The following is a 24,677-nucleotide window of genomic DNA, read 5'->3' on the forward strand; positions in this document are numbered from 1 at the left end:
GTTCTCCCTGAATTGTTGTTGTGGATCCTAGCCGGGGCACTGTTGCTGCCATTGCCGGTAGAGCAGTCTGGCCTGAAGGCCCCGGGCACTATGGGTCTGACCCAGCAGGGTACCAAAAAGTTGCCTGGCAAGGGACCAGTCGTGCCCGTGCTGTTGCCACAGGCCCAGTCCCTGCCGGCAGAGCCGATGGCGGGGCTGCAGGCCGGGATAGCGCGGCGGCGGCAGGTTGAGCGTCGGCAGGCTGGCAAGCAGCTGGCCGTCCAGGCCGGGCAGGGCCAGATCCGGCAGGTCCAGCCGCTGCCGGCGGGCCTGGCCCTGCCAGTGCCAGCGCAGATCATGGCCGAGGCGGAACAGGGCATTGCCCCTGGCCAGCTCGGCCAGGGGCGCCCAGTCGGCGTTGTACCTGTCCTGCTGGCGGGCCAGTGCGGCCCGCGGTTCGCTAAAGAGCACCTCGGCCCAGCGCTCACCGGGCTGGAAGCGCCAGGGCCGCTCCTGCTCCTGGCGTTTCGGCAGGCCCCAATCCAGCTGGGCTTCGCCGAAGTGGGGGGTCCTGAGGGCCTGGGGGGCCAGCGCCGTGAGCGGCGCCGGCACCCCGGCCCAGTTGCGGTAGTGATAGGTCTGGGCGCCGCGGCCCTTGAGCACCCAGTAGCGGCCGCCGCCCAGGGTGCGCACCCCCTGGTAGCCGCTGCCCTCGCCCAGGGGGAAGCCCAGGCTGAGCCAGTCCAGCAGGGCATCGCTGTCCACGGCCAGGGGCAGCGGCAGTCGCGACAGCCAGCCGAGGTCGTTGCTGAGCAGCTGGCAGCCCTGGTGTTCCAGGCGGTAGAGGGGCACCAGGCCCAGGGGATCGGTGGCGGCCAGCAGGTGGCCGCTGGATGACAGGCCCTGGAGCAGGGCGAAGTGGCCGCGGCAGCGGTCCAGCCAGCGGTAGGGTGAGCCGTGCAGCAGGGCCAGGCTGGCCTGGCGGTCGGGGTAGAGCAGGGGATGGCCCAGTACCAGGCCAAAGCTGTCGTCGTCCAGCAGCTGGAAGTCTTCGGCCCTGTCGTACAGGACCAGCCATTGCCGGCGCAGCCAGTGACCGCCGTGGGGGCAGCTCTGGCGATAGGCCGGGAGCAGCAGGCGGACCAGTGGGTGGTCCAGGCTCAGCTGCCCCCTGGGATCATAGAGACAGGCGATCAGCCGCATTGTCTTCCTTGTGCGGTGCGTCGTTATGATCCGAGCTTAGTCCATGTTCAGGGGTGGAAAAAGGCGGCCAGCTCGGGGTCGTTGACCAGGCTGCCGAGGCTCTGCTCCAGCACCCGGTTCAGTTCCGCCTCCAGGCGGCCCACGTCAACGCCCAGCGGCGCCTCGAACTGGCCGCGGCTGGTAAAGGTGCGGGTCAGGGTGCGGCCGTCGCGGCTGGCGAGGGCTTCCAGCACCACCAGCTGCCTGGCCTCGTGCTTGAAGGTGCCGGCGTCGACGCGGCTTTCCAGGCGTTTGAGGGTCACGGTGAGCTGGGTGCCGCCCTGGGGCGTCAGCACATAGCCCTTGTCGATCAGGCCCTGGCGCAGCCTGTCGCCGAGACGGGCGATCAATCGGGCGTCGCCGGTAACCTTGGCGTCGGGCAGGTGCAGCACGGCAGGCTCACTGCGGCCGTCCTCGAAGCGCAGCCAGACCGGGGAGGTGGTCACGGCCCGGCTCACCGCCACCTTGGCGGGATCCAGCCAGGTGGTCTGGGGCGCGGTGGCGCAGCCGGACAGCAGCATTACCAGGGGCAGTAACAGGCGCATGGTTATTTCCTTTTCTTGGCACTGAGGATCACGAATTTACGGTTGCTGGCCACCACGGTGCAACCGCCAAACAGGCGCTTGAGCTTTAGGTGGTAGCCCAGGTGGCGGTTGCCGACCAGGCGCAGCTCGCCGCCGACCCGCAGCACCCGGTGGGCGTCCTTCATCATCTGCCAGGCGATGTGATCGGTGACCGCCTGTTGCTGGTGGAAGGGCGGGTTACACAGCACCAGATCCGCCGACTTGGCCTTGAAGCCGCTCAGGCAGTCGTTGGCGATGCACTCGACGGCAACGTCCGGCAGGTTGGCGGCAAAGTTGTCCCGGGCCGAGGCCACGGCGAAATGGGACTCGTCCACCAGGGTGTAGTGGCAGTCCGGGTAGCGGGCGGCAAGGCCGAGGGCCAGCACGCCGTTGCCGCAGCCGAGGTCGATGACCCGGCCGAAATGGCCCTGGGGCAGGTGCTCCAGCATCAGCCGGGCGCCAATGTCCAGGCTCTGGCGGGAGAAGACATTGGCATGGTTGGTCAAAGTAAAGGCGGTGCCTTCCAGCGGCCAGCTCTGGGGCCTGGGCATGGGCAATGGCGCCTTGTCGTCCCTTTGGCTGACAAAGAGCCGGCACTTCTTCCAGCCCAGGCAGCGGTCGGTGGCGCCGATGTATTTGGCCAGCATCTTCTCGGCCCGCTCCGGGATGTCCCTGTCGCGGCCTGCGGCCAGTACCAGGCTGTCGTCGGCCAGCAGCGGCTTGAGCATGGCCAGCTGGTATTCCAGCAAGGACAGCTGCTTGGGCAGCTGGATCAGCACCAGCTGCGGCCGCTGTGGCCAGTCGGCCAGGTTGTCGACCATGGTCGGGCCGCTGAGGCCCAGCTTGGCCAGGTTGTGGGCCATGGCCAGGTGGCTGATCTGGGAGTCGGAAACGCTGGTGACCGGGAAGTCGGCCAGGGCCGTGGTCAGGGCGCCGAAATGGTCGTTGAGGATCAGCACCGGCCTTTGCGGATCCAGGCCGGCTGCTGTCACACTGCTCAGCAGATACAGGTCGGCCGCGTCCCAGGCCTGCAGGGGGTCATTGTCCCTGGGCGGGAAGCGGTCCAGGGATCCAAGATGTGAGGTAGGCAGGTGCAACTGAATTCGCTCCCAAACTGGCAAGGGCCGCATTTTGACACAAGCCAGGCCCCTGTTCACCCGGCGCTGTCCGAGCGGGAACTGTGGCTCTGGCCCTCGGTGATGACGGCGTCGGACGGCCACGAGCTGATGGCGCTGCTGCAGCGGGAACTGAGCTGGTCGCAGCCGAAAATCCGCCTGTTTGGCAAGGTGGTGGCCATCCCGCGTCTGCAATCCTGGGTCGGTGACCCGCAGGCTACCTATACTTACTCTGGCAGGCGGTTGTCACCACTGCCCTGGCATCCCTGTCTCCTGGCGTTGGCCAGGGGGCTGGGCCAGCGACTTCAGCTCAGGTTCAACTCGGTGCTGGTGAATTGGTACCGGGACGGCCAGGACGCCATGGGCTGGCACAGCGACGACGAGCCGGAGCTGGGGCCGACCCCGGCCATCGCCATGCTGAGCCTGGGTGCGGAGCGGGATCTGCGCTTTCGCCACAAGGGCGGTGACGACAGGTTTACCCTGGCCCTTCCCCACACCAGCCTGTTGCTGATGGCGGGGCGGCTGCAGCAGCATTGGCAGCACGAGGTGCCCAGGCGGCGCCGGGTCAAGGAGGCCAGGCTGAGTCTGACCTTTAGGTGGGTCAACCCCTTGCAAGCTTAAGGAACTAAGCGTAAAAGTGCGGCCCAGGCCGCAGTAGGCAAATGAGTGCAGGAGTATGCCCATGTCCGTTAAGAGCCGTATCGAAGACAAATTGAACGTGACCTTCAATCCCCAACACCTGGAAGTGATCAACGAGTCCCACATGCACGCCGTGCCCAAGGACTCGGAAACCCATTTCAAGGTCGTCGTGGTGTCCGCCGACTTCATCGACCAGCGCCTGGTCAGTCGCCACAGGGCCGTCAATCAGAGCCTGTCCGACGAGCTGGCCGGCCCCGTGCATGCCCTGTCCATCCATACCTACACCCCGGAAGAGTGGCAGCAGTACTACGGTGATGTGCCGGCCTCTCCCAACTGCATGGGCGGCTCTCGCCTGACTGCAAGCTGATTGCAAATTGACAACATTCTGTTTACTTTCGGGTTTGCTTGTATCCGGGAGTAAGCAGGGTGATGGTGGCAGTTCTCAATGACAGATTGGCCAGGGCGGCTTCATGGCTGGCCCTGGCCATGGTGTTTCTGACGGTGCTGGTGGTGGTGATGCGTTATGCCTTCAAGACCGGCTCCATCGCCCTCCAGGAATCCATTCTCTACCTGCACGGCGCCGTCATCGCCTTCGGCGTCGCCCAGACCCTGGCCCAGGATGGTCATGTCCGGGTCGACGTGCTCTATCGCCATTTCTCCACCGAGCAGCGCCGCTGGGTCAACATGCTGGGCATACTGCTGTTGCTGTTGCCGGTGTCCCTGCTCCTGCTGTGGCTGTGTGGCGCCTACGCCTGGCGCTCCTGGCTGAGCCTGGAAGGCTCAGCCGAGGCCGGTGGCCTGCCGCTGGTATTCGTCCAGAAGACGCTGATGCCGCTGATGTGGCTGCTGCTGAGCCTGCAGGGGCTGGCCGAGCTGGTCCGGCTGTGGCGGAGGCACTGATGGCGCTGGCCCTGTTCGTCGTGACCTTCCTGGTGCTGCTGGCCGGTTTCCCGGTGGCCTTTACCCTGGCCGGGGTGGCGTTGCTGTTCGCCCTGGCGGGCAGCCTGTTCGGCTTCTTCGATCCTGTCTTTCTCCAGGCCCTGCCCAACCGCATGTACGGGGTCTTCAACAATGTCACCCTGATGGCGGTGCCGCTGTTCGTGCTGATGGGGATCACCCTGGAGCGTTCCCAGGTGGCCGAGAAGCTGCTTGAGGCCCTGGCCCGGCTGTTCGGCGGCCTGCGCGGCGGCATGGCCTTCGCCGTGGTGCTGGTGGGGACGCTGCTGGCGGCCAGCACAGGTATCGTTGGCGCCACCGTCGTCACCCTGGGGCTGCTGGCCCTGCCGGCCATGAACAAGGCCGGCTACAAGCCCAGCCTGTCCGCCGGCACCCTCTGTGCCACCGGTACCCTGGGGCAGATCATCCCGCCGTCCATCGTGCTGGTGCTGCTGGGGGACGTGCTGTCGGCCGCCTACCAACAGGCCCAGCTCAGCCTGGGCATATTCAGTCCCAAGACGGTGTCGGTGGGCGAGCTCTTCGCAGGCGCCCTGATCCCGGGCCTGTGCCTGGTCGGTCTCTACCTGCTGTTTCTGCTGGTACTGGTGTGGCTGAAACCGCACTGGCTGCCCAAGTCCAACGGCCGGGCCGACCGGGGCCAGTGGCGGGAGTTCCTGGTGGCGCTGGTGGCGCCCCTGGTGCTGATCCTGGCGGTACTGGGTTCCATACTCGGCGGCCTGGCCACGCCCACCGAGGCCGCCGCCGTCGGTGCCTTCGGGGCCCTGTTGCTGGCGGCCCTGCAGGGGCGGCTCAGCCTGGCCGTGGCCAGGGACATCGGTGCCGAGACGGTGCGGGTCACCGCCATGGTGTTCCTGATCCTGCTGGCGGCCTCGGTGTTTGGCTTGGTATTCCGCGGCCTGGGCGGCGAGACCTGGCTGCACGGCCTGCTCAGCGATCTGCCCGGCGGCCAGTGGGGCGCCATCCTGATGGTGATGCTGGTGGTGTTCCTGCTGGGCTTTTTGCTCGATTTCATCGAAATCACCTTCGTGGTGGTGCCGCTGGTGGCGCCGCCGCTGCTGGCCATGGGCGTAGATCCGATCTGGCTGGGGGTCATGCTGGCGGTCAACCTGCAGACCTCCTTCCTGACCCCACCCTTTGGTTTTGCGCTCTTTTACCTGCGCGGCGCGGCCCCGGACGCCATCAGTACCGGCGCCCTGTACCGTGGCGTACTGCCCTTCGTGGCCATCCAGCTGGGGCTGATGGCGATCCTGGCCCTGGTGCCGGCCCTGGCGACCTGGCTGCCAAGCCAGCTTTATCAATAGGCGGCTTTATGAGACATGTTATTGGCTGGCCCAGATGCTGGCCCCGGCGGCTTGGGTGCCAGGCCAGCTTTATCAATAGGCGGCTCTATGAGACATGTTATTGGCTGGCCCAGATGCTGGCCCCGGCAGCTTGGGTGTCAAGCCGGCTGTATCAATAGGCGGCTCTATGAGACGTGTGATTGGCGGAATGTACCTGGCCCTGTCGGCCCGGTTTTATCAACAGGAGGAGTTATGAGGCGTCTTTTCAAGGGATGGATGCTGGCCGTGCTGGCCCTGGCCGGCTGTGGGGAGCAGAACGGATCCCAGCCGGGCAAGGCGGCCGAGGCGCAGCAGCACTATGAGTGGAAGCTGGTCACCGCCTGGCCCAAGAACTTCCCCGGCCTGGGGGTGGCGCCGGAGCGCTTCGCCCGCCAGGTGGAGCAGATGAGCGCCGGCCGTCTCAAGATCACCGTCTACGGGGCAGGGGAGCTGGTACCCAGCTTCGAGGTCTTCGACGCCGTCTCCACCGGCACTGTGCAGATGGGCCATGCCGCCTCCTATTACTGGAAGGGCCAGGTGCCCGCCTCCCAGTTCTTCACCTCCATTCCCTTCGGCATGACCGCCCAGCAGCTCAACGGCTGGCTCCATTACGGTGGCGGCATGGCACTCTGGGAGGAGGCCTATGCCCCCTTCGGCATACTGCCGTTGGCCGGTGGCAATACCGGCACCCAGATGGGCGGCTGGTTCAACAAGGAGATCAACAGCCTGGCGGATCTCAAGGGGCTGAAGATGCGCCTGCCCGGCCTGGGCGGCGAGGTGCTGGCGCGCCTGGGTGGCGTGCCCGTGACCCTGCCCGGCTCCGAGCTGTTCACCGCCCTGCAGACCGGCGCCATAGACGCCACCGAGTGGGTGGGTCCTTACAACGACCTGGCTTTCGGCCTGCACCAGGCCGCCAGCTACTACTACTATCCCGGCTGGCACGAACCAGGTACCTCCCTGGAGTTACTGGTCAACAAGGCCGCCTTCCAGGCCCTGCCGGCGGATCTGCAGGCCATAGTGCGCAGCGCCGCCCGGGCCACCAACCAGGACATGCTGGACGAGTACACGGCCCGCAACATCGAGGCCCTGCACGCGCTGAAGGAAAAGGGCGTCGAGATCCGTCCCTTCCCGCCCGAGGTGCTGGCGGAGCTGCGCAAGGTCAGTGCCCAGGTCATCGCCGAAGAGGCGGCCAAGGATGCCATGATGGACAAGGTCTACCAGTCCTATAAGACCTTCCAGCAAGGGGTGGAGGAGTACCACGCCATAGCCGAAAAGGCCTATGTGTCCCTCGACTGAAGGGGTAGCGACTAGACTCTACAGGCGGCAGCGATGCCGCCTGTTTTTTTGGCCGCTCCACCCCGGCATTTCCCGGTGTAGCGGTCATTTTCACAAAAGTTCCATGATGTGGGGCAATAGCCGTGGTAAGTGCGGGGCAAGGGGTGTTAAAATGCGCCGCTTGAAAACCGTGGGCGAGACAACGTCCCTATAAAGAAAACGCTTTTCTCGGTCGCTGCCTGACACCGGGAATCAGGTGGCGGTCCAGCATACAGATTCCCAATAACTGTGTTGCAAGTGCGTATGATTACCATCAAAAAAGGATTGGACGTTCCCATCAGCGGAACTCCTGAGCAGAAGATCCATGATGGCCACGCCGTAAAGACAGTTGCCGTTCTCGGCGAAGAATATGTGGGCATGCGCCCGACCATGTTCGTTCGCGAGGGTGACACCGTCAAGAAAGGCCAGGCCATTTTCGAAGACAAGAAAAACCCGGGCGTGAAGTTCACCGCCCCGGCCGCCGGTAAGGTGGTAGCGATCAACCGTGGTGCCCGCCGGGTGCTGCAGTCCGTCGTTATCGAGGTCGAAGGCAACGAAGAAATCACCTTCAACGCCGTCGACGCCGCCAAGCTGGCCGAGCTGGACCGCAAGCAGGTCGTCGACCAGCTGGTGGAGTCCGGTCTCTGGACCGCCCTGCGGACCCGCCCCTACTCCAAGATCCCGGCCATCGACGCCGCGCCCCGGTCCATCTTCGTGACCGCCATGGACACCAATCCGCTGGCAGCGGATCCGGCCGTGGTGATCAAGGGCCAGGAAGCCGCTTTCCAGCAGGGCCTGACCATCCTGTCCCTGCTGACCGAAGGCAAGATCTTCGTCTGTAAGGCCGGCGGCGCCGCCATCCCCGGCAGCGACATCGCCCGCGTCGAAACCCACGAATTCGCCGGTCCTCATCCGGCCGGCCTGGTCGGTACCCACATCCACTTCCTGGATGGCGTGTCCGCCAGCAAGTCCGTGTGGCATATCGGCTACCAGGACGTGATCGCCTTCGGCAAGCTGTTCGTTGAGGGCAAGCTGAGCGTCGATCGCGTCGTGTCCCTGGCCGGTCCCGCCGTCAAGAAGCCGCGCCTGGTCCGTACCCAGCTGGGTGCCTCCCTGGCCGAGCTGACCGCCGGCGAGCTGGCCGACGGCGAGAACCGCATCGTCTCCGGTTCCGTGCTGTCCGGCAACACCGCCCACGGCGTACACGGCTTCCTGGGTCGTTACCACGTGCAGGTGTCCGTGCTGGCGGAAGGTCGTGAGAAACACTTCATGGGTTGGGCCATGCCGGGCGCTGACAAGCACTCCGTCACCCGCGCCTACCTGGGCCACTTCGGCAAGAAGCTGTTCAACATGACTACCACCACCAACGGTTCCTCCCGTGCCATGGTGCCGATCGGCAACTACGAGCGCATCATGCCGCTGGATATCCTGCCGACCCTGCTGCTGCGCGACATCCTGTCCGGTGACACCGACAGCGCCCAGCAACTGGGTGTGCTGGAACTGGACGAAGAAGATCTGGCGCTGTGCACCTATGTGTGCCCCGGCAAGTACGAGTACGGTCCGGTGCTGCGTCAGTGTCTGACCAAGATCGAGCAGGAAGGTTAATGATGAGTCTGAAAAACTTCCTCGAGCGTATCGAGCCGCAGTTCGAGCAAGGCGGCAAATACGAAAAGTGGTACGCCCTCTACGAGGCCGCGGCCACCATTCTGTACACTCCCGGCCTGGTCACCAAGAAGGGTGCCCACGTTCGTGACGCCATCGACCTCAAGCGCATCATGATCATGGTGTGGCTGGCCACCTTCCCGGCCATGTTCTTTGGCATGTACAACATCGGCCTGCAGGCCCAAGGCGCCATCGAAGCCGGTCACCAGCTGGGCGAAGCCTGGCAGGTCGGCCTGTTCCAGGCCCTGGGCGGCAGCCTGACCGCCGATGCCGGTTGGGGCACCCTGATGTGGTACGGCGCCTGCTTCTTCCTGCCCATCTACCTGACCGTGTTCGTGGTCGGTGGCTTCTGGGAAGTGCTGTTTGCCTCCATCCGCAAGCACGAAGTGAACGAAGGCTTCTTCGTGACCTCGGTGCTGTTCGCCCTGATCCTGCCCGCCACCGTGCCCCTGTGGCAGGCGGCCCTGGGTATCACCTTCGGCGTGGTGTTCGCCAAGGAAGTGTTCGGCGGAACCGGCCGTAACTTCCTGAACCCGGCCCTGGCTGGTCGTGCCTTCCTGTTCTTCGCCTACCCGGCGCAGATGTCCGGCGACGCCGTCTGGACCGCCGTCGACGGCTTCTCCGGTGCCACCCACCTGAGCCAAGCCGCTGCCGGCACCCTGGACTACGCCTTCAACGCGGCCTGGTGGGATGCCTTCTACGGCACCATCGCCGGTTCCATGGGTGAAACCTCCACCCTGGCCATCCTGATCGGCGGCCTGGCGATCATCTTCCTGCGTATCGCCTCCCTGCGCATCGTGCTGGGTACCTTCCTGGGCATGGTGGCCACCAGCTACCTGTTCAACGCCATCGGTTCCGACAGCAACGCCATGTTCGCCATGCCCTGGTACTGGCACCTGGTGCTGGGCGGTTTCGCCTTCGGCATGATGTTCATGGCCACCGACCCGGTCTCCGCCTCCTTCACCGACAAGGGCAAGTGGGCCTACGGCATCCTGATCGGTGTCATGGTGGTGCTGATCCGTGTGGTCAACCCGGCCTTCCCCGAGGGCATGATGCTGGCAATCCTCTTTGCCAACCTCTTTGCTCCTCTGTTCGACCACTTTGTTGTCCAAGCCAACATCAAGCGGAGGGTTGCGCGCAATGTCTAACAAAGAATCCCTCGGCAAAACCCTGGCCGTGGTGCTGGGCGTGAGCCTGGTGTGCTCCGTGGTGGTGTCCGCCGCCGCCGTGGCCCTCAAGCCCACCCAGGAAATCAACAAGCAGCTCGACAAGCAGCGCAACATCCTGGAAGCGGCCCACATGCTGCAGCCCGGCATGTCCGGCAAGGAAGTGCGTGAGCTGTTCGCCAAGCAGATCGACACCCGCATCATCGACATCAAGACCGGCGATTATGTGGCTCCCGAGACCCTGGGCCTGGAAAAGGCCAGCGACTTCGATCAGCGCAAGGCCGCCAAGACCCCTGAGACCAACCTGAAGCTGAGCGGCGACCAGGATCTGGCCTCCATCAAGCGCCGTTCCAACTACGCCGCCGTGTACCTGGCCAGGAACGAGCAGGGCGAGGTCACCTCAGTGGTGCTGCCCATGCACGGCTATGGCCTGTGGTCCATGATGTACGCCTTCGTGGCGGTCCAGCCCGACGCCAACACCATTGTCGGCCTGACCTACTACGACCAGGGTGAAACCCCCGGCCTGGGTGGTGAGATCACCAACCCCAAGTGGCGCGCCCTGTGGGAAGGCAAGAAGCTGTTTGACGAGAACGGCGACATCGCCATCAAGGTCGTCAAGGGTGTGGCCCCCCAGGGCAGCGCCCACGAGATCGACGGTCTGAGCGGTGCCACCCTGACCTCCAACGGTGTCCAGTACACCTTCGATTTCTGGTTGAGCGATATGGGCTTCGGTCCGTACCTGACCAAGGTCCGCAATGGAGAATTGAACAATGGCTGATACCAAGGAAATGAAGAAGGTCCTCCTTGGACCCATTCTGGCCAACAACCCCATTGCCCTGCAGGTGCTGGGTATCTGTTCGGCCCTGGCGGTCACCGGCCGCCTGGACAAGGCCTTCGTTATGTCGCTGGCACTGACCACGGTAACGGCCTTCTCCAACCTGTTCATCTCGCTGATCCGCAACCACATTCCCAACAGCGTGCGGATCATCGTGCAGATGGCCATCATCGCCTCCCTGGTAATCGTGGTTGACCAGGTGCTCAAGGCCTACGCCTACGAGATCTCCAAGGAGCTCTCGGTGTTCGTTGGCCTGATCATCACCAACTGCATCGTCATGGGTCGCGCCGAAGCCTACGCCATGAAGAGCCCGCCGCTGATGTCCTTCATGGACGGTATCGGCAACGGTCTGGGCTACTCCGCCATGCTGATGGCCGTTGGCTTCATCCGCGAGCTGTTCGGCACCGGCACCCTGTTCGGCATCGAAGTGCTGCCGCTGGTGCAAAATGGTGGCTGGTACCAGTCCAACGGCCTGCTGCTGCTGCCGCCGAGTGCCTTCTTTATCATCGCCGGCCTGATCTGGCTGCTGCGGACCTATCGTCCGGAACAGGTTGAACCTAAGGAGTAAGGCAAGATGGAACATTATCTGAGCCTGCTGGTGCGGGCCATCTTCATCGAAAACATGGCACTGGCCTTCTTCCTGGGCATGTGTACCTTCCTGGCCGTGTCCAAGAAGGTCGCCACCTCCTTTGGCCTGGGTGTCGCCGTTATCGTGGTACTGACCATCTCCGTACCCGTCAACCAGATCGTCTACGCCAACATCCTGGCGCCGGACGCCCTGATCGCCGGTGTCGACCTGAGCTTCCTGAAGTTCATCACCTTCATCGGCGTCATCGCGGCCCTGGTGCAGATCCTGGAAATGGTGCTGGATAAGTACTTCCCGGCCCTGTACAACGCCCTGGGTATCTTCCTGCCGCTGATCACCGTGAACTGCGCCATCTTCGGTGGCGTGGCCTTCATGGTCGAGCGTGAATACAACTTCGCCGAGTCCGTGGTCTTTGGCTTCGGCTCCGGTGTGGGCTGGGCCCTGGCCATCGTGCTGCTGGCCGGTATTCGCGAGAAGCTGAAGTACGCCGACATGCCGGCCGGTATGCGTGGCCTGGGTGCCACCTTCCTGACCGCCGGCCTGATGGCGCTGGGTTTCATGTCTTTCTCAGGGGTTCAGTTGTAAGCACGCCTGACGTGCCCAAAACGTAAAGGATAAGTCGATGGACTATCAGACTATTATTCTCGGCGTGGTGATGTTCACCCTGATCGTGCTGGCGCTGGTGGCCGTTATCGTGGCCGCCCGCACCAAGCTGGTCGCCAGCGGTGACGTGACCATCCTCATCAACAACGATCCGGACAAGGCCATCACGTCTTCCGCCGGTGGCAAGCTGCTGGGTGCCCTGGCAGAGAACGGTATCTTCGTTTCCTCCGCCTGTGGCGGTGGTGGCTCCTGCGGCCAGTGTGAGGTGAAGGTCAAGGAAGGTGGCGGCGAGATCCTGCCCACCGAACTGTCCCACATCTCCAAGCGCGAGGCCCGCGAGGGCTGCCGCCTGGCCTGCCAGGTGGCTGTGAAGCAGGACATGAAGATCGAACTGCCCGAAGAGGTATTCGGCGTCAAGCAGTGGGAGTGCACCGTTATCTCCAACGATAACAAGGCCACTTTCATCAAGGAGCTCAAGCTGGGCATCCCCGAAGGCGAGGACGTACCCTTCCGCGCCGGTGGCTACATCCAGATCGAGGCTCCGCCGCACCACGTCAAGTACAAGGACTTCGATATCCCGGAAGAGTACCGTCCGGACTGGGAGCGCTTCGGCTTCTTCAACCTGGAGTCCAAGGTGGATGACACTACCATCCGTGCCTACTCCATGGCGAACTACCCGGACGAGAAGGGCATCATCATGCTCAACGTCCGTATCGCCACGCCGCCGCCCAACAACCTGAGCCTGCCCTGCGGCAAGATGTCTTCCTACATCTGGTCCCTGAAGGCGGGCGACAAGGTCACCATCTCCGGTCCCTTCGGCGAGTTCTTCGCCAAGGAAACCGAAGCCGAGATGGTCTTCATCGGCGGTGGTGCCGGCATGGCCCCGATGCGCAGCCACATCTTCGATCAGCTGCGTCGCCTGAACTCCAAGCGCAAGATCACCTTCTGGTACGGCGCCCGCTCCAAGCGCGAAATGTTCTACGTGGAAGATTTCGACATGCTGGCCGCGGAAAACGAGAACTTCGAGTGGCATGTGGCCCTGTCCGATCCCCAGCCGGAAGACAACTGGGACGGCTACACCGGCTTCATCCACAACGTGGTTTACGAGAACCACCTGAAGGACCACGAGGCCCCCGAGGACTGTGAGTTCTACATGTGTGGTCCGCCGATCATGAACGCCTCCGTCATCAAGATGCTCAAGGATCTGGGCGTCGAGGACGAGAACATCCTGCTGGACGACTTCGGTGGCTAAAACCTGATGAGTTTCAAGCAAGTAAGCAAATGGCTGGCCTTCGGGCTGGCCATTTTCATTAGCGCCTGTTCAAGCGAGCCCGAGCTGCTGGCCCTGCAGGGCCGCACCATGGGCACCAGTTACCACGTCAAGCTGGTCAGCACCGACCAGGTGAGCCTGCCGGACGACCTCAAGGCCGAGCTGGACAGGCGCCTGGAGCTGGTCAACGACCAGATGTCCACCTACAGGCCCGACTCCGAGCTGAGCCGCTTCAACGCCAGCCGCAGCACCGAACCCTTCGAGGTCAGCGCCGCCACCGCCGTGGTGGTGCGCGAGGCGCTGCGCATCGGTGAGCTCAGCCAGGGCCAGTACGACGTCACCGTCGGTCCCCTGGTCAACCTCTGGGGCTTCGGCCCGGACCAGCGCCCGCAAAGCGTGCCCAGCGCCGAGCAGCTGACCGCCATCCGCGCCAGGGTGGGGCAGGACAAGCTCAGCGTCGGCGAGCGCAGCCTGCAAAAGGCCACGGCCGACCTGTACGTGGATCTCAGCTCCATCGCCAAGGGCTGGGGCGTGGACGTGCTGGCCGACTACCTGGAGACCCTGGGGGTGACCAGCTACATGGTGGAGATCGGCGGCGAGCTGCGTACCGCCGGCAAGAAGCCGGACGGCCAGCCCTGGCGCATCGCCATCGAGAAGCCGGACCCCAGTGGCCAGCGCGCCATCCAGGAGGTGCTGGCGCCCGGTGACAACGGCCTGGCCACCAGTGGCGACTACCGCAACTACTACGAGGAAGATGGCGTGCGCTACAGCCACACCATCAACCCGGCCACCGGCAGGCCCATAGACCACCGCCTGGCCTCGGTGACGGTGATCCACCCCAGCGCCATGACCGCGGACGGCCTGGCCACCGCCATCAACGTGCTGGGCGAGGAAGCCGGCTGGGCCCTGGCCGAGCGGGAACAACTTGCCGTCTTTATGGTCATCAAGACTGACGAGGGCTTCAAAGAGCGGTACACTACCGCCTTCGAGAAGTACCTGGTGGAGGCGCCACAATGACAACCCTGCTGCTGACCTTCGGTCTGTTCCTGGTGGTGATCCTGGCCATGGCCGTGGGCTACATCTTCCAGAAGAAGGCCATCTCCGGCTCCTGCGGCGGCCTGGGCAGCATCGGCGTCGACAAGGCCTGCGACTGCCCCGAGCCCTGCGACAACCGCAAGAAGAAGATGGCCAAGGCCGAAGCCAAGCGCAAGGCCCAGGAAGCGGTCTGGAAGGAGAACCGGATTCTCTGAGGTTATTTCTCGGTTGAGATTGGAAAAAACCCTGGCGATGCCGGGGTTTTTTGTGTCTGTGGCACAGAGGGTTATGCCTTTTGGCTTTGTAGGATGGGCGTTGTGTAACCCGCCGAATGCATAGCCTGTCGTTGGTTCGCGTTCCATTGCACTGGAGGGCTGTTTTCTTCGAGGTCCGCTGCGCGGGGCCCTACTTTCTGTGGCGACAGAAAGTAGGCAAAGAGCGCTCCCCTGCTCGGGCGGCCTGCGGCTACCTTCGTTTCCACTCGCTTACCGCTGACCGTGCCTGACGCGCTCCCGGCGCGGCAGGCACTCCCTCGGCGTCCATGCCTCGGGCCAGCTCACGCTCGTTCCAACTCAGCGCCTTCAAAGGGGCCTGACTTGGCCGCTGCGCGGCCATTAAATCTGGCGCAATGCACTTAGCTTATTGCGTATATGGGATGTGGTACGAATCCCAACGTATTAACTGAGCCCTATAAGCTGCACGAGGTGCCCCCCAAGGATGGCCTTACAGGCAGGGAACCGGCTCAGTGGTTTCACAATGCTTACCCGTACCCAGATCCACCCAGACATAGAGCGGCTCCTTGAGCTTGCCATAGGGATCTATGGTCAGCTGCAGCCGCTCGCCGCCAAACTTCAGCGAGCCGGTACGGCTATGGTCGCGATAGTAGAGTTTTTTGCTGCGCATCAGCCCCAGGGGCAGCAGGGTTTCTTCCCTCAGCGAAAGGCCAAAATCCGTAGTGGCGCCATAGTTGGTCTGATAGAGGCGATACCGTGAAGTGCCGTCGGAGATCGCATCAAGAGGCATTTCTACCGGGTAGTAACCCAGTGAAAGGCTCTGTATGGCAGCCATGGCGACAAAAGGGATGACGATAATCCAAGGGATGAGGATCACGGCGAGAAAGACGAAGGCAACGCCCCTGACGTCCTTGTATGGGATCACCATCACCAGCCTGAGCAGGGCCAGGGCTGACAGTATCCAGCAGGCCAGGGTCAGCCAGATATCGGCCACCGGGTTTTGCAGCTCGTAGGGCAGGGCTCTCCAGAGCCCGATCAGGGCCAGTATGGCCAGGGGGAGCAGCGCCTTTTTCATATACGTTCCTTGTTCTTTTTATCGTTTTTAGGCCCCGCCGGCTAAACAGGGCCTGACTGGGCTCTGTGGCTTAAGCCCCCAGGTACCGCTGCACCAGCTCCCTTTCCTCTTCCCTGAGCGTCAGCACCTCCACCCCGGTCTCGGTGACCAGCACCGTATGCTCCCATTGGGCGGACAGGCTGCCGTCGCGGGTCACTACCGTCCAGCCGTCCTTGAGCTCCTTGGTGCCGGCCTTGCCGGCGTTGATCATCGGCTCGATGGTGAAGGTCATGCCGGGCTTGAGTTTCAGACCGCGGCCCGGCTTGCCGTAGTGCAGCACCTGGGGCGCTTCGTGCATCTCCCGGCCGATGCCGTGGCCGCAGTATTCGGTGACCACGGAAAAGCCGGCCCGGCTGGCGTGGCTTTCGATGGCGTGGCCTATGTCACCCAGGCGGGCGCCTGGCTTGATCTCGGCCATGGCGCGCCACAGGCACTCCTGGGTTACGTCCACCAGGCGTTTGGCCTCGGGAGCGATCTGGCCGATGAGGAACATCCGGCTGGTATCGCAGATGTAGCCGTCCTTTTCCACCGTCACGTCCAGATTGACGATGTCGCCGTCCTGGAGCAGGTCTTCGGCCCTGGGGATGCCATGGCAGACCACCTGGTTGATGGCGGTGGTCATGGCGTGGGGGAAGCCATACTGGCCCTTGGTGGCGGGCCTGGCTTTCAGCTCCTCGATGATAAAGCGCTCCGCTTCCAGGCTCAGTTCCAGGGTGGTGACGCCGGGCTTGGCCAGGGGGATCAGGTGCTCCAGCACAGAGGCGGCCAGCCTGCCGGCGTTGCGCATCCGTTCGATCTGCTCAGGCATCTTGATATTGGCCATCTTCGGGCTCTCCTTGTTGGGCGGCAGCGAGCAGCTGGTGCATCAGTTCCACCCCGGTCAGGGTGGGGTTGAGCTCGCAGAGGCGGCCGAGGCGGATCCAGTGCTCGGCCTGGGCGTTGATGGAGCGGCTGAGGGCGCGGCTGGCGCTGCGCACCTCGTCGTGGAGCTGGTCGGAAATTTTCAGTATGCCCATGATAAACGGGGTATATAAAACATATATAAATCGTATATCGCTGGTCCGCCCAGCGCAAGGGCGTCAGGGCGCCGTTAGCAGGGCGCGGATCTCCGCCAGGCAGTCGCCGGGGCGGCGTTGCCAGCGCTCGTAGCTGAGGGGCACCAGGGCCAGGCCGGCCCGGTGCAGCAGCTGGTAGTAATCCAGATCGAAGGCCTGATGCCAGTAGCCGGGATAGCCCACCAGATCGATGGCCAGGTGCCGGTCGCCCAGGCGGCAGACCAGATCCAGCTCCCGCCCGGCCATGGGAAAGCCTTGCCAGCAGTGGATGCCGAGCCCGGCCAGGGCCTCGCGCACCTGGTCGGCAAAGGCACAGTGGGGAGCGCCGACGTCTTCCCTGGTCTGGCCGTGGTCGAACTCCAGGTAACGGCGCAGCAGGTTGCCCTGGGGCAGCTGCTCGGGATCGAGGGAGTGGAAGATCTCCAGCCGCTCCTTGGCCCTGGTCACCGCCACGTTGAACATGTCTTCGCGGTTGAGGTAGGCGGCGGCGCGGCCGCTCTGCTCGTCCACTGCGAAGCTCAGCAGCATCAGATCCCGCTCCTCGCCTTGGAAGCCGTAGGGGGTGGCGATGCGCAGCCGGAATTCCTCGATGGCCTGGCCGTCCAGGGCCTGGAGCAGGCGCTTCTCCAGGTGCGCCACCTGGGCCCGAAACGGCGAGCAGACACCGATGCTGGGCTTGGCTCCGGCCCCGGCGTAGCGCTCGACATGGTCCAGCACCCGGGTCAGCACGGCGTCCGCCTCCTGCTCGTTATGGCCCCTGGCGTGGCGGCGGCCATGCTGGCGGTGCAGCTTGAGGGCGAAGTCGGTCAGGGCCGGCCTGTCCTGCATGATCTTCAGGCGGTCCCGGTAGAAGTGACGGTTGCTGAAGCGGATCAGCTCCGGGCGGGAGCGAAAATGCTCGTCCAGGGCGGTGACCGCCTGCTGGCTGGGCAGGGCGGCCAGGGCCGCGTCCAGCAGGCTGTGATCCCGGTAGCCCAGGGGCGGCGCGTCCGTCAGGCCGCCCTCCTGGGCCAGCTGCTGCTCCTTGTCCCTGGACAGGAAGGAAACATGCCTGAGCTGCTTGCTGTCGCCCACCACTACGGCCCGCCTGGCCCGGTACAGGGCCGGCAGGCAGGAGGCCAGATCGCACTGGCTGGCCTCGTCGATGATCACCAGATCGAACTGGCCAGCCTTGAGGGGCAGCACCTTGTGCAGGGCCTCCAGGCTGCACAGCCAGAGCGGGAAGGCCTTGAGCAGGGCGTCGTCCTCCAGGGCCTCGAAATACTGCTGCTGGGCGCTGGAGCGGCGGGCGCGCAGGGCCTTCTGGAACTGCAGCAGGGTCTGGCGTTTGTTGTCCAGCACCCACTGCAGCTGCTCGAAGCGCTGGCGCTGGACATGGTCCCGGGCGGCCCTAAGCTGGGCCCGGGTGTGGCCGCGCAGCTGCTCCATGGCGGCCAGCAGCGACTGCTGCGGTGCCAGGCGCTGCAGCAGCGGCATCAGCAGCTTGTCGGCTAGGCTGCCCCGGCCGCTTTCCAGGCGGGCCAGGCGCTCGCCGCGGCGCTGGGCGGCGGCGAGCTGGGCGTCCAGAATACGGCTGTGCTTGCGCTGCCGGGCCAGGTGTTCACGCAGCTGACGGCGGCTGGCCCTGGCCGAGGCCTCGACGCTTGGGGGCAGGGGGCCTTCGGCCAGCAGGCTGTCCAGGTCGGCCTTGAGCTGGCGCTGCTGGCCGTGGTCGCCGCCGCGGATCACGCCTTCCACTATGCCGAAATCTGTCTTTAGCTTGTGGGCCAGCACGTCCACCGCCTGCTCGGTCTTGGAGACCAGCAGCACCGACTGGCCCTGGAGCATGCGGTCCACGGCCATGGCGGCGATGCTGTAGCTCTTGCCGGTGCCGGGCGGGCCGGAGATGGCCGACAGCCCCAGCGCGGCGGCGTTGGCCAGGGCCTGGCGCTGGGCCTGGCTGAGCAGGCCGGGCAGCAGCTCGGGGGTGGTGCGACCGGCCTGCACTGGCCCGGGCTGGCCGAGCAGGGCATCCAGCGCCGTTTGCGGCAGGGCGTCCTGCTGCAGCAGCTCCAGTTCGTGCAGCACGCCTCGGGCGCCCCTGGGCCTTTCCACCAGGGCCACCAGGGCGGCGCATTGCACGCTGAGGCTGTGCCTGCGGCAGGCGGACTTGAGCCGCGCCTCGTCGCAGAGCCTTGGCCACCAGCCCAGCTCGTCGCTCTGGTCGAGGCCGGCGTGACGGGCCAGCCATTGGCGGATGGCGCTGACCTCGCTGGCGCCCAGCCGGGCGCCCGGCACCGGGAAGGTCGCCAGGGCCTCGCCGCCGTCCTCGTCCAGCAGCAGCCGCAGCAGAGGCAGGTTGGCCTGGAAGCCGCCACCGAGGGCCACGAAGCCGTCCTCGTCCCGTTCCAGCTCGGCGTCGCAGTACAGCAAGGGGGCACAGAGGCGGCGGCTGTTGTTCAGGCCGCTGGCGGGCAGGCGGCCGCACACCGGCAGCAGGCCGTACACCAGCTGCCGCTCCCGCTGGTAGAGCCTGACCCCCTTGTCCAGGGCCTCGAACTGGGCCAGGGGCAGGGGCGCGCGGGCCAGGAAGCCGCTGGCCAGGTGTTCCTCGCCGCCGAGGACGAACAGCTGCTCGTCCTTGAGCTTGAGCAGATCGCTCAGTTGCAGCTCGCGGCTGTCGGCCTGGTAGCACTGCTGGTAGAAGCGGATGAGGCGGCGGGTTCTGTCCATGAAAGCGGGGTTGTGGTGGCAAACTGCCGCCATTTTAGCCAGGACCAATGGGCTTTGGGAAACGCCCTTGTGCTACTATATGCGCCGTTTTGTCCGGGCCACGTCGGCCCCCGAATTGGTGACACTCATGACCAAGACCTTTATCCCCGGCAAGGACGCGGCCCTGGAAGACTCCATCGTCAACCTGCGCAACGCCATCGAAGGCCTGGGCTTCCATATCGAAGAGGCCCGCTGGTTGAACCCGGCTCCCCACATCTGGTCCGTGCATATCCGTGATCGCGACTGCCCCCAGGTGTTCTCCAACGGCAAGGGCGCCAGCCGCGACGCGGCCCTGGCCTCCGCCTACGGCGAGCTGATCGAGCGGATCTCCACCCGCTACCTGTGGGCCGACTTCATGCTCGACCCCATGCTGGCGGAGTTCGGTCATGTGCACCAGGCCGACGAGCGCTGGTTCGAGCCCAGCCAGGATTGGCCCGAAGACCTGCTGGACGAGCACTTCAAGGCCATCTACCTGGACGACGGCAAGCCGGCCCCGGCCGATCTGGCCGACATGAACGGCGGCGGCACCGGCAACGGCATCTGCGCCCTGCCTTACGTGCGCCAGAGCGACGGCCAGACCGTGTACGTGCCGGTGAACCTGATCGGCAACATCTTCGTGTCCAACGGCATGAGCGCCGGCAACAACCGCGAAGAGGCCCAGGTGCAGGGCCTGTCCGAGATCTTCGAGCGCGCCATCAAGAACCGCATCCTGGTGGACGCCATCACCTTGCCGGAGGTGCCGGCCGAGGTGCTGGCCCGCTACCCCAAAATAGCCGAGGGCATGGCCTCCCTGGAGGAGAGCGGCTTTACCCTGCGCGCCCTGGACGCCTCCCTGGGCGGCCGCTATCCGGTGATGTGCGTGACCCTGCTGCACCCGGACGGCGGCGTCTACGCCTCCTTCGGCGCCCATCCCAAGTTCGGCGTGGCCCTGGAGCGGGCCCTGACCGAGCTGCTGCAGGGCCGCGCCCTGGACGAGCTGGAAGGCTTCCCGGCCCCCACCACCGACATGGAGCAGGTGGAGGATCCCCACAACCTGGAGCTGCATTTCATCGACTCCAGCGGTTACGTGAGCTGGGCGCTGCTGTCCGATGAGCCGGACTACGCCTTTGCCGACTGGGACGATGAGCACGACAACAAGTTCGAGCGCCAGGCGTTGATCGAGCTGCTGCACGAGGAAGGTCACCAGGTTTATGTTGCCGAGTACCAGAAGCTGGGCGCCTATGCCTGTCGCATCCTGGTGCCGGGCTTCTCCGACATCTACCTGCCCGACGAGATGATCTGGCACAACAACAACCAGGCCCTGGCCCACCGCCAGACCCTGTTCAACCTGGCGGACGCCGGTGAGGAGCAGCTGGAAGCCCTGCTCAGCCTGCTGGAGTCCGTGGGCGCCAACGACCAGCTGCGGGTGCTGGAATGGGCCGGCATCGTCGGCGACAAGGGCACCCCCTGGGCACGGCTGCGCATCGGCGAGCTGAAGCTGTGGCTGCTGCTGGCCCTGGGCGAGCACGAAGAGGCCTTCGAGGTGCTGGGCTCGGTGCTGGCCTCCGGCCACCTGGAAGCCCACGAAAGGGCCAGCCTGCGTGCCCTGCACGCGGTGCTGGAGCTGAGCCTGGCCGAGGTGGACATGGCCCATTACCGCCGCGCCCTGGTGGCCTACCATGGCGAGGCCGCCGTCGAACTGGCCCTGGCCCTGGTGTCAGGTGAAGCCCGCTTCCCCGGTCTGCAGCCTTTGGACGCCGCCGCCCCCACCCTGGGCCACGGCAAGCTGCTGGAGGCCTACCGCAAGGTGCTCAAGGGCCAGCTGCGCTAAGCCGGCCAAGGTAAATAAAAAAGCCGCTCAACGAGCGGCTTTTTTGTGGCCACAAAACTTGGAACGAGGCGGCCCCTGGGTGTTAATATCGCCTCGTTTTTAGAAATTTCCTAAATGCATCAACAAGGTAAGCAATGAAAGAGTACAAGGCCGTTATCTACCAAGAAGGGATGTTGGGTTCATTGTTCCTGGGCCAGTCCAAGATCGATCCCGAGCGCTTTTCCGAGTTCCTCAACGAAAATGCCCGCCAGGGCTGGCGCGTGGTGACCATGGAGAAGGACCAGCGCCGCATGCTGCTGTTCTGGAAGCGCGAGGCCTATGTGGTGCTGATGGAAAGGGACGCCTGATATGCGTTTGGCCGCCATTATCTCCGTAGTGATCCTGGTGCTCTGGGGCCTGATGGCCCTGGCCCAGCTCTGGTACCAGCCGCTGGACGGCGAAGTCTTCTTCAAGCTCACCCTCAGCGCCGCGCTGATCGAGGTGGTGGTGGTGGCCGTGGCGCTCATTCGCCGGGAATACCTCACCGAGAAGCGCCAGAGGAAGGACCGCTATATCGACTGAAGGGCCCGGGGCCCTTCCCAACAACGCCAGGGTAGTCAGGCATGTCGTCGCAAAACAGGAAATGGATTAAGGATCTCTACGAGCGCAGCTGGGAGATGGAGCTGCTGATCTCGGGCTTTGCGCTGGTGCTCATGGTGCAGGCGCTGGATCAGGTCGGCAACGCCTACCACTGGGTTGCCTATCATATCGTCATTGACGACTACCTGAAGCTGGCCAGCTCCCTGTTCCTGGTGGCGCTGTTCGCCATGTCCCTGTTCGTGCTGGTGTCTTTCCTGTCGTTGAACCTGGTGTTCCGGGCCTACTGGGTCGCCCTGATCGGCCTGCTGTCGGCGCGGGAGCCCGGCCTGGGTCGCTTTGAATTCAGCCGTTTCCGCAGGCAGAACCTGCTCCAGAACAGGCAGCTGCGCCAGTCGGAGCAACACTTGATCAAGGTGGACAAGGTCGGCAGCCAGCTGTTTTCGGTGGCCCTGCTCTATGTCTGCTACATCGCCTCGGTGGTGCTGCTGGTGCTGGAGTCCGCGTCCTTGACCCATGGCCTGACTCTGCTGGGCGCCGGGGCTCTGGCGAAATACACCGTATACCTCTTCGATGTCCTGGCGCTGCTGTTCCTGGCCGACGTCTTCAGTGGCGGCCTGTTCAGCAACAGTCGCTTCCATTGGGTCAGTCGCGCCTTCTATCCCATCTACCGGGCCTTCCGGCTGCTGTCCGGCTATGCCTTCTACGAGCATGTGGTGCTCAACATGAGGCGCAACAGGAACCAGCGCCTCATCACCGGCGCCTTCTTCCTGATGCTGGCCGGCGTCATCGCCTTTCGGGGCCTGCTGGCCGGTGGCGCTTTCTACCATGGCACCGAGACCGTCAAGTTGAACAAGGAGGACTTCTTCGGTTTTAGCGCCGGCTATGCCCCCAAGGCCGGGAGCAAGGGCCTGGTTTTCCAGACCCTGATCGACCAGCAGCGCTACCAGAGCATGCCGGTGACCCTGTTCGTACCGATGACCGCCAGCCTGAACGGGCAGCTGGAGAAGGCCTGCGCCAAGCGCCCCCAGTCACCCGAAGACGCCAACTGCATCAACAAGGTGCTGACGGTGAGCCTGGACGGCCAGCCCGTGCCCCTGGACTGGCATTTCCACCGCCACCAGCCAAGTGGCACCAAGGGGATCCAGGCCTACCTGGACAGGCCCGACCTGGCCCGGGGCCGGCATCTGCTCGGCTTCCAGTACCACTTCCTGGACAAGCCCCTGGAGCTGCCGTTCTGGTATTTCCCCAAGTAACGGCTCGGTAACATGAACGGTGGCGCCAGGGCGGCGCCGAATATGGCAAGGGACCTGCATCATGATTTGGCTGGTATTACGGTTCTGTTTCTTCACCCTCTGGCTGTTTCCCATCTACCGGGGCTGCCAGAAGCGCCATCCCGACGACAGCCCCCTGGGGTTTGTGACCCTGGTGATCCTCTTCACCCTGGCCTGGGTGTCGGGCCAGCCGGGCACGGGCCTGGGGTTCCTGCTGGGCTGGTTCACGCTGCCCTGGTTGGCCTGGGGGCTGGTCAAGGCGCTGCGCAGCCGCTACCGGCCCCATGACGGCTGACCAGGGGCCTTCCCGGCTTTGGCAACAGCCCCCCGCCTGCAATGGCGCCTGCCTTGGCAAGATCCCCCCGACTGCACGAAGATAGCCTTTGGCTAATATGGGCCTTCGGCCATTGCTCCTGACACCGTCATTGCTGAGAGGGTATTGCGTTGATACTGCTGGCGATCCGCTTCCTGTTCTTCACCTTCTGGGTCTTCCCCCTGTACCGGGGCTGCCAGAAGCGCCATCCGGACGATCAGCCCGGCCTGTTCGTGGTGCTGGTGACCCTGTTCACCAGCGCCTGGGTGGTGGCCATACCCGGCAACCAGCTGCTGTTCTTCCTGGGTTGGTTCACCTTGCCCTGGCTGGCCTGGGGGCTGGTCAAGAGCATGCGCAGCAAGTACAGGAACATCGACAAGCAGGAGCCTAGGCAGCACTGAAGGCCATGTCGCCTGAACGGCTGCCTCATCAAGGGCCGAACCGGCCCCGTCCAGATGGGCTGACGGCCGGGGTGGCCATTGCATCCCCATTGTGAACACTGTTTTTCCGCTCCAGGCCTATCCTTTTTCTAGGAGCTCATTAAAATCTGCCTGCAAAGGGGCCAAGAGCTCCATCGATGTTGTGTTGTAGGAGTGCTCCAGTTGTCTATTCGCTATGTGGAATCTTCCCGCCTGCCCACCCCCTGGGCCGTTTTCCAGATGCACGGCTTTGCCGACGAGCAGAGCAACAAGGAGCATGTGGTGCTGACCTTGGGCGACGTGGCCGATGGTGAGCCGGTACTGACCCGCCTTCACTCCGAATGCCTGACCGGTGACGCCCTGTTCAGCCAGCGCTGCGACTGCGGTGCCCAGCTGGAGGCGGCCCTGAGGGCCATCGCCGCCGAGGGCCGTGGCGCCCTGCTGTACCTGCGCCAGGAAGGCCGCGGCATCGGCCTGTTGAACAAGATCAAGGCCTACCGCCTGCAGGACGAAGGGGCCGATACCGTGGAAGCCAACGAGCGCCTGGGCTTTGCCGCCGATCAGCGCGAATACAGCCTGGTCAAGCCGATGCTGGAGCGCCTGGGCATCAAGAAGATCCGCCTGATGACCAACAACCCCCGCAAGGTGGTGGCCCTGGAGGATCTGGGCCTGGACGTGGTGGAGCGGGTGGTGCATCGCCATGGTGACAACCCCCATAACGAGAGCTACCTGGCCACCAAGGCCGGTAAGCTCGGCCACTGGATGCACGAGGAATAGGCCAAACCGGCCTGGCCGTTATGACTAGGTGCGTCACTGGATGCACGAGGAGTAGCCGCCTGGGCCACCA

Annotated in this window: 27 protein-coding genes; 20 read left to right on the plus strand and 7 right to left on the minus strand. The window is 64.4% G+C overall.

From position 1 onward, the window contains the following. Positions 1 to 27 precede the first annotated feature (27 nt). The 3 genes from WDB71_RS02810 to WDB71_RS02820 are packed head-to-tail and all read right to left on the minus strand — an operon-like array spanning position 28 to position 2,881. On the minus strand, positions 28 to 1,182 hold the full coding sequence (locus WDB71_RS02810; RefSeq protein WP_341503126.1) for a hypothetical protein: 1,155 nt from the start codon (positions 1,180 to 1,182) through the stop codon (positions 28 to 30). Between the two features lie 47 nt (positions 1,183 to 1,229). After that, a complete protein-coding gene (locus tag WDB71_RS02815) occupies positions 1,230 to 1,766 on the minus strand; it encodes a YajG family lipoprotein (protein ID WP_341503127.1) in 537 nt (178 codons plus the stop codon). Between the two features lie 2 nt (positions 1,767 to 1,768). Continuing rightward, on the minus strand, positions 1,769 to 2,881 hold the full coding sequence (locus WDB71_RS02820) for a methyltransferase (protein ID WP_341503128.1): 1,113 nt from the start codon (positions 2,879 to 2,881) through the stop codon (positions 1,769 to 1,771). Here WDB71_RS02820 and WDB71_RS02825 point away from each other — a divergent pair. From WDB71_RS02825 to nqrM, 13 genes are all read left to right on the plus strand, one after another. Then, positions 2,876 to 3,520 carry an alpha-ketoglutarate-dependent dioxygenase AlkB gene (locus WDB71_RS02825; RefSeq protein ID WP_341503129.1) on the plus strand — a complete coding sequence of 215 codons (645 nt, stop codon included), beginning with the start codon at positions 2,876 to 2,878 and terminating at the stop codon, positions 3,518 to 3,520. The two genes, WDB71_RS02820 and WDB71_RS02825, sit on opposite strands and share 6 nt — an antisense overlap. 55 nt (positions 3,521 to 3,575) lie before the next feature. Then, a complete protein-coding gene (locus WDB71_RS02830; RefSeq protein ID WP_341503130.1) occupies positions 3,576 to 3,905 on the plus strand; it encodes a BolA/IbaG family iron-sulfur metabolism protein in 330 nt (109 codons plus the stop codon). A 62-nt stretch (positions 3,906 to 3,967) separates the two neighbouring features. After that, a complete protein-coding gene (locus WDB71_RS02835; protein ID WP_341504173.1) occupies positions 3,968 to 4,438 on the plus strand; it encodes a TRAP transporter small permease subunit in 471 nt (156 codons plus the stop codon). After that, positions 4,438 to 5,796, plus strand: coding sequence for a TRAP transporter large permease subunit (locus tag WDB71_RS02840; protein ID WP_341503131.1), 1,359 nt, complete (start codon positions 4,438 to 4,440; stop codon positions 5,794 to 5,796). Before WDB71_RS02835 ends, WDB71_RS02840 begins: the two co-directional genes overlap by 1 nt. 231 nt (positions 5,797 to 6,027) lie before the next feature. Next, positions 6,028 to 7,110: a TRAP transporter substrate-binding protein DctP gene (gene dctP / locus WDB71_RS02845; RefSeq protein WP_341503132.1), complete on the plus strand. Its 1,083-nt coding sequence runs from the start codon at positions 6,028 to 6,030 to the stop codon at positions 7,108 to 7,110. Positions 7,111 to 7,392: 282 nt separating this feature from the next. Next, a complete protein-coding gene (locus WDB71_RS02850; RefSeq protein ID WP_341503133.1) occupies positions 7,393 to 8,733 on the plus strand; it encodes a Na(+)-translocating NADH-quinone reductase subunit A in 1,341 nt (446 codons plus the stop codon). Positions 8,734 to 8,735: 2 nt separating this feature from the next. Continuing rightward, positions 8,736 to 9,938, plus strand: coding sequence for an NADH:ubiquinone reductase (Na(+)-transporting) subunit B (locus WDB71_RS02855; protein WP_341504174.1), 1,203 nt, complete (start codon positions 8,736 to 8,738; stop codon positions 9,936 to 9,938). Continuing rightward, positions 9,931 to 10,734 carry a Na(+)-translocating NADH-quinone reductase subunit C gene (locus tag WDB71_RS02860; RefSeq protein ID WP_341503134.1) on the plus strand — a complete coding sequence of 268 codons (804 nt, stop codon included), beginning with the start codon at positions 9,931 to 9,933 and terminating at the stop codon, positions 10,732 to 10,734. Before WDB71_RS02855 ends, WDB71_RS02860 begins: the two co-directional genes overlap by 8 nt. Then, entirely contained in the window at positions 10,727 to 11,359 is a 633-nt protein-coding gene (locus tag WDB71_RS02865) for an NADH:ubiquinone reductase (Na(+)-transporting) subunit D (protein WP_341503135.1), read from the plus strand. The genes WDB71_RS02860 and WDB71_RS02865 overlap by 8 nt, the downstream gene beginning before the upstream one ends. A gap of 6 nt (positions 11,360 to 11,365) precedes the next feature. Next, the gene (nqrE, locus tag WDB71_RS02870; protein WP_341503136.1) at positions 11,366 to 11,962 is read left to right on the plus strand and encodes an NADH:ubiquinone reductase (Na(+)-transporting) subunit E; all 597 of its coding nucleotides are present in this window, start codon (positions 11,366 to 11,368) and stop codon (positions 11,960 to 11,962) included. Positions 11,963 to 11,999: 37 nt separating this feature from the next. Next, positions 12,000 to 13,232: an NADH:ubiquinone reductase (Na(+)-transporting) subunit F gene (gene nqrF / locus WDB71_RS02875; protein ID WP_341503137.1), complete on the plus strand. Its 1,233-nt coding sequence runs from the start codon at positions 12,000 to 12,002 to the stop codon at positions 13,230 to 13,232. Between the two features lie 6 nt (positions 13,233 to 13,238). Continuing rightward, positions 13,239 to 14,267, plus strand: a complete 1,029-nt coding sequence (locus tag WDB71_RS02880; protein ID WP_341503138.1) for an FAD:protein FMN transferase — start codon at positions 13,239 to 13,241, stop codon at positions 14,265 to 14,267. Continuing rightward, positions 14,264 to 14,500: a (Na+)-NQR maturation NqrM gene (gene nqrM, locus WDB71_RS02885; protein WP_341503139.1), complete on the plus strand. Its 237-nt coding sequence runs from the start codon at positions 14,264 to 14,266 to the stop codon at positions 14,498 to 14,500. The genes WDB71_RS02880 and nqrM overlap by 4 nt, the downstream gene beginning before the upstream one ends. A 508-nt stretch (positions 14,501 to 15,008) precedes the next feature. On the opposite strand, the gene WDB71_RS02890 is transcribed toward nqrM, so the two are convergent. The 4 genes from WDB71_RS02890 to WDB71_RS02905 all read right to left on the minus strand — a co-directional run bounded on the left by WDB71_RS02890 (position 15,009) and on the right by WDB71_RS02905 (position 19,399). Beyond that, a complete protein-coding gene (locus WDB71_RS02890; protein ID WP_341503140.1) occupies positions 15,009 to 15,593 on the minus strand; it encodes a hypothetical protein in 585 nt (194 codons plus the stop codon). Between the two features lie 70 nt (positions 15,594 to 15,663). Continuing rightward, positions 15,664 to 16,455 (minus strand): type I methionyl aminopeptidase, encoded by a 792-nt coding sequence (gene map / locus WDB71_RS02895; protein ID WP_341503141.1) that lies wholly within the window; start codon positions 16,453 to 16,455, stop codon positions 15,664 to 15,666. Then, positions 16,433 to 16,648 (minus strand): ParD-like family protein, encoded by a 216-nt coding sequence (locus tag WDB71_RS02900; RefSeq protein WP_341503142.1) that lies wholly within the window; start codon positions 16,646 to 16,648, stop codon positions 16,433 to 16,435. The genes map and WDB71_RS02900 overlap by 23 nt, the downstream gene beginning before the upstream one ends. A 63-nt stretch (positions 16,649 to 16,711) precedes the next feature. After that, positions 16,712 to 19,399: an AAA domain-containing protein gene (locus WDB71_RS02905; RefSeq protein ID WP_341503143.1), complete on the minus strand. Its 2,688-nt coding sequence runs from the start codon at positions 19,397 to 19,399 to the stop codon at positions 16,712 to 16,714. A gap of 127 nt (positions 19,400 to 19,526) precedes the next feature. Here WDB71_RS02905 and ycaO point away from each other — a divergent pair, with 127 nt between their 5' ends. The 7 genes from ycaO (at position 19,527) to ribA (ending at position 24,607) form a co-directional block, all read left to right on the plus strand. Next, entirely contained in the window at positions 19,527 to 21,248 is a 1,722-nt protein-coding gene (gene ycaO, locus WDB71_RS02910) for a 30S ribosomal protein S12 methylthiotransferase accessory factor YcaO (protein WP_341503144.1), read from the plus strand. 134 nt (positions 21,249 to 21,382) lie between these two features. After that, complete coding sequence (locus tag WDB71_RS02915; protein ID WP_341503145.1) at positions 21,383 to 21,595, plus strand: DUF4177 domain-containing protein; 213 nt, start codon at positions 21,383 to 21,385, stop codon at positions 21,593 to 21,595. A gap of 1 nt (position 21,596) precedes the next feature. After that, complete coding sequence (locus WDB71_RS02920) at positions 21,597 to 21,809, plus strand: hypothetical protein (RefSeq protein ID WP_341503146.1); 213 nt, start codon at positions 21,597 to 21,599, stop codon at positions 21,807 to 21,809. Between the two features lie 41 nt (positions 21,810 to 21,850). After that, the gene (locus WDB71_RS02925) at positions 21,851 to 23,080 is read left to right on the plus strand and encodes a hypothetical protein (protein WP_341503147.1); all 1,230 of its coding nucleotides are present in this window, start codon (positions 21,851 to 21,853) and stop codon (positions 23,078 to 23,080) included. A gap of 61 nt (positions 23,081 to 23,141) precedes the next feature. Beyond that, positions 23,142 to 23,393, plus strand: a complete 252-nt coding sequence (locus WDB71_RS02930; RefSeq protein ID WP_341503148.1) for a hypothetical protein — start codon at positions 23,142 to 23,144, stop codon at positions 23,391 to 23,393. Positions 23,394 to 23,542: 149 nt separating this feature from the next. Beyond that, positions 23,543 to 23,812 (plus strand): hypothetical protein, encoded by a 270-nt coding sequence (locus tag WDB71_RS02935; RefSeq protein WP_341503149.1) that lies wholly within the window; start codon positions 23,543 to 23,545, stop codon positions 23,810 to 23,812. A 201-nt stretch (positions 23,813 to 24,013) separates the two neighbouring features. Then, on the plus strand, positions 24,014 to 24,607 hold the full coding sequence (gene ribA, locus WDB71_RS02940) for a GTP cyclohydrolase II (RefSeq protein ID WP_341503150.1): 594 nt from the start codon (positions 24,014 to 24,016) through the stop codon (positions 24,605 to 24,607). Positions 24,608 to 24,677 lie beyond the last annotated feature (70 nt).

This window comes from Gallaecimonas sp. GXIMD4217 (genome assembly GCF_038087665.1).
Lineage (GTDB): Bacteria > Pseudomonadota > Gammaproteobacteria > Enterobacterales > Gallaecimonadaceae > Gallaecimonas.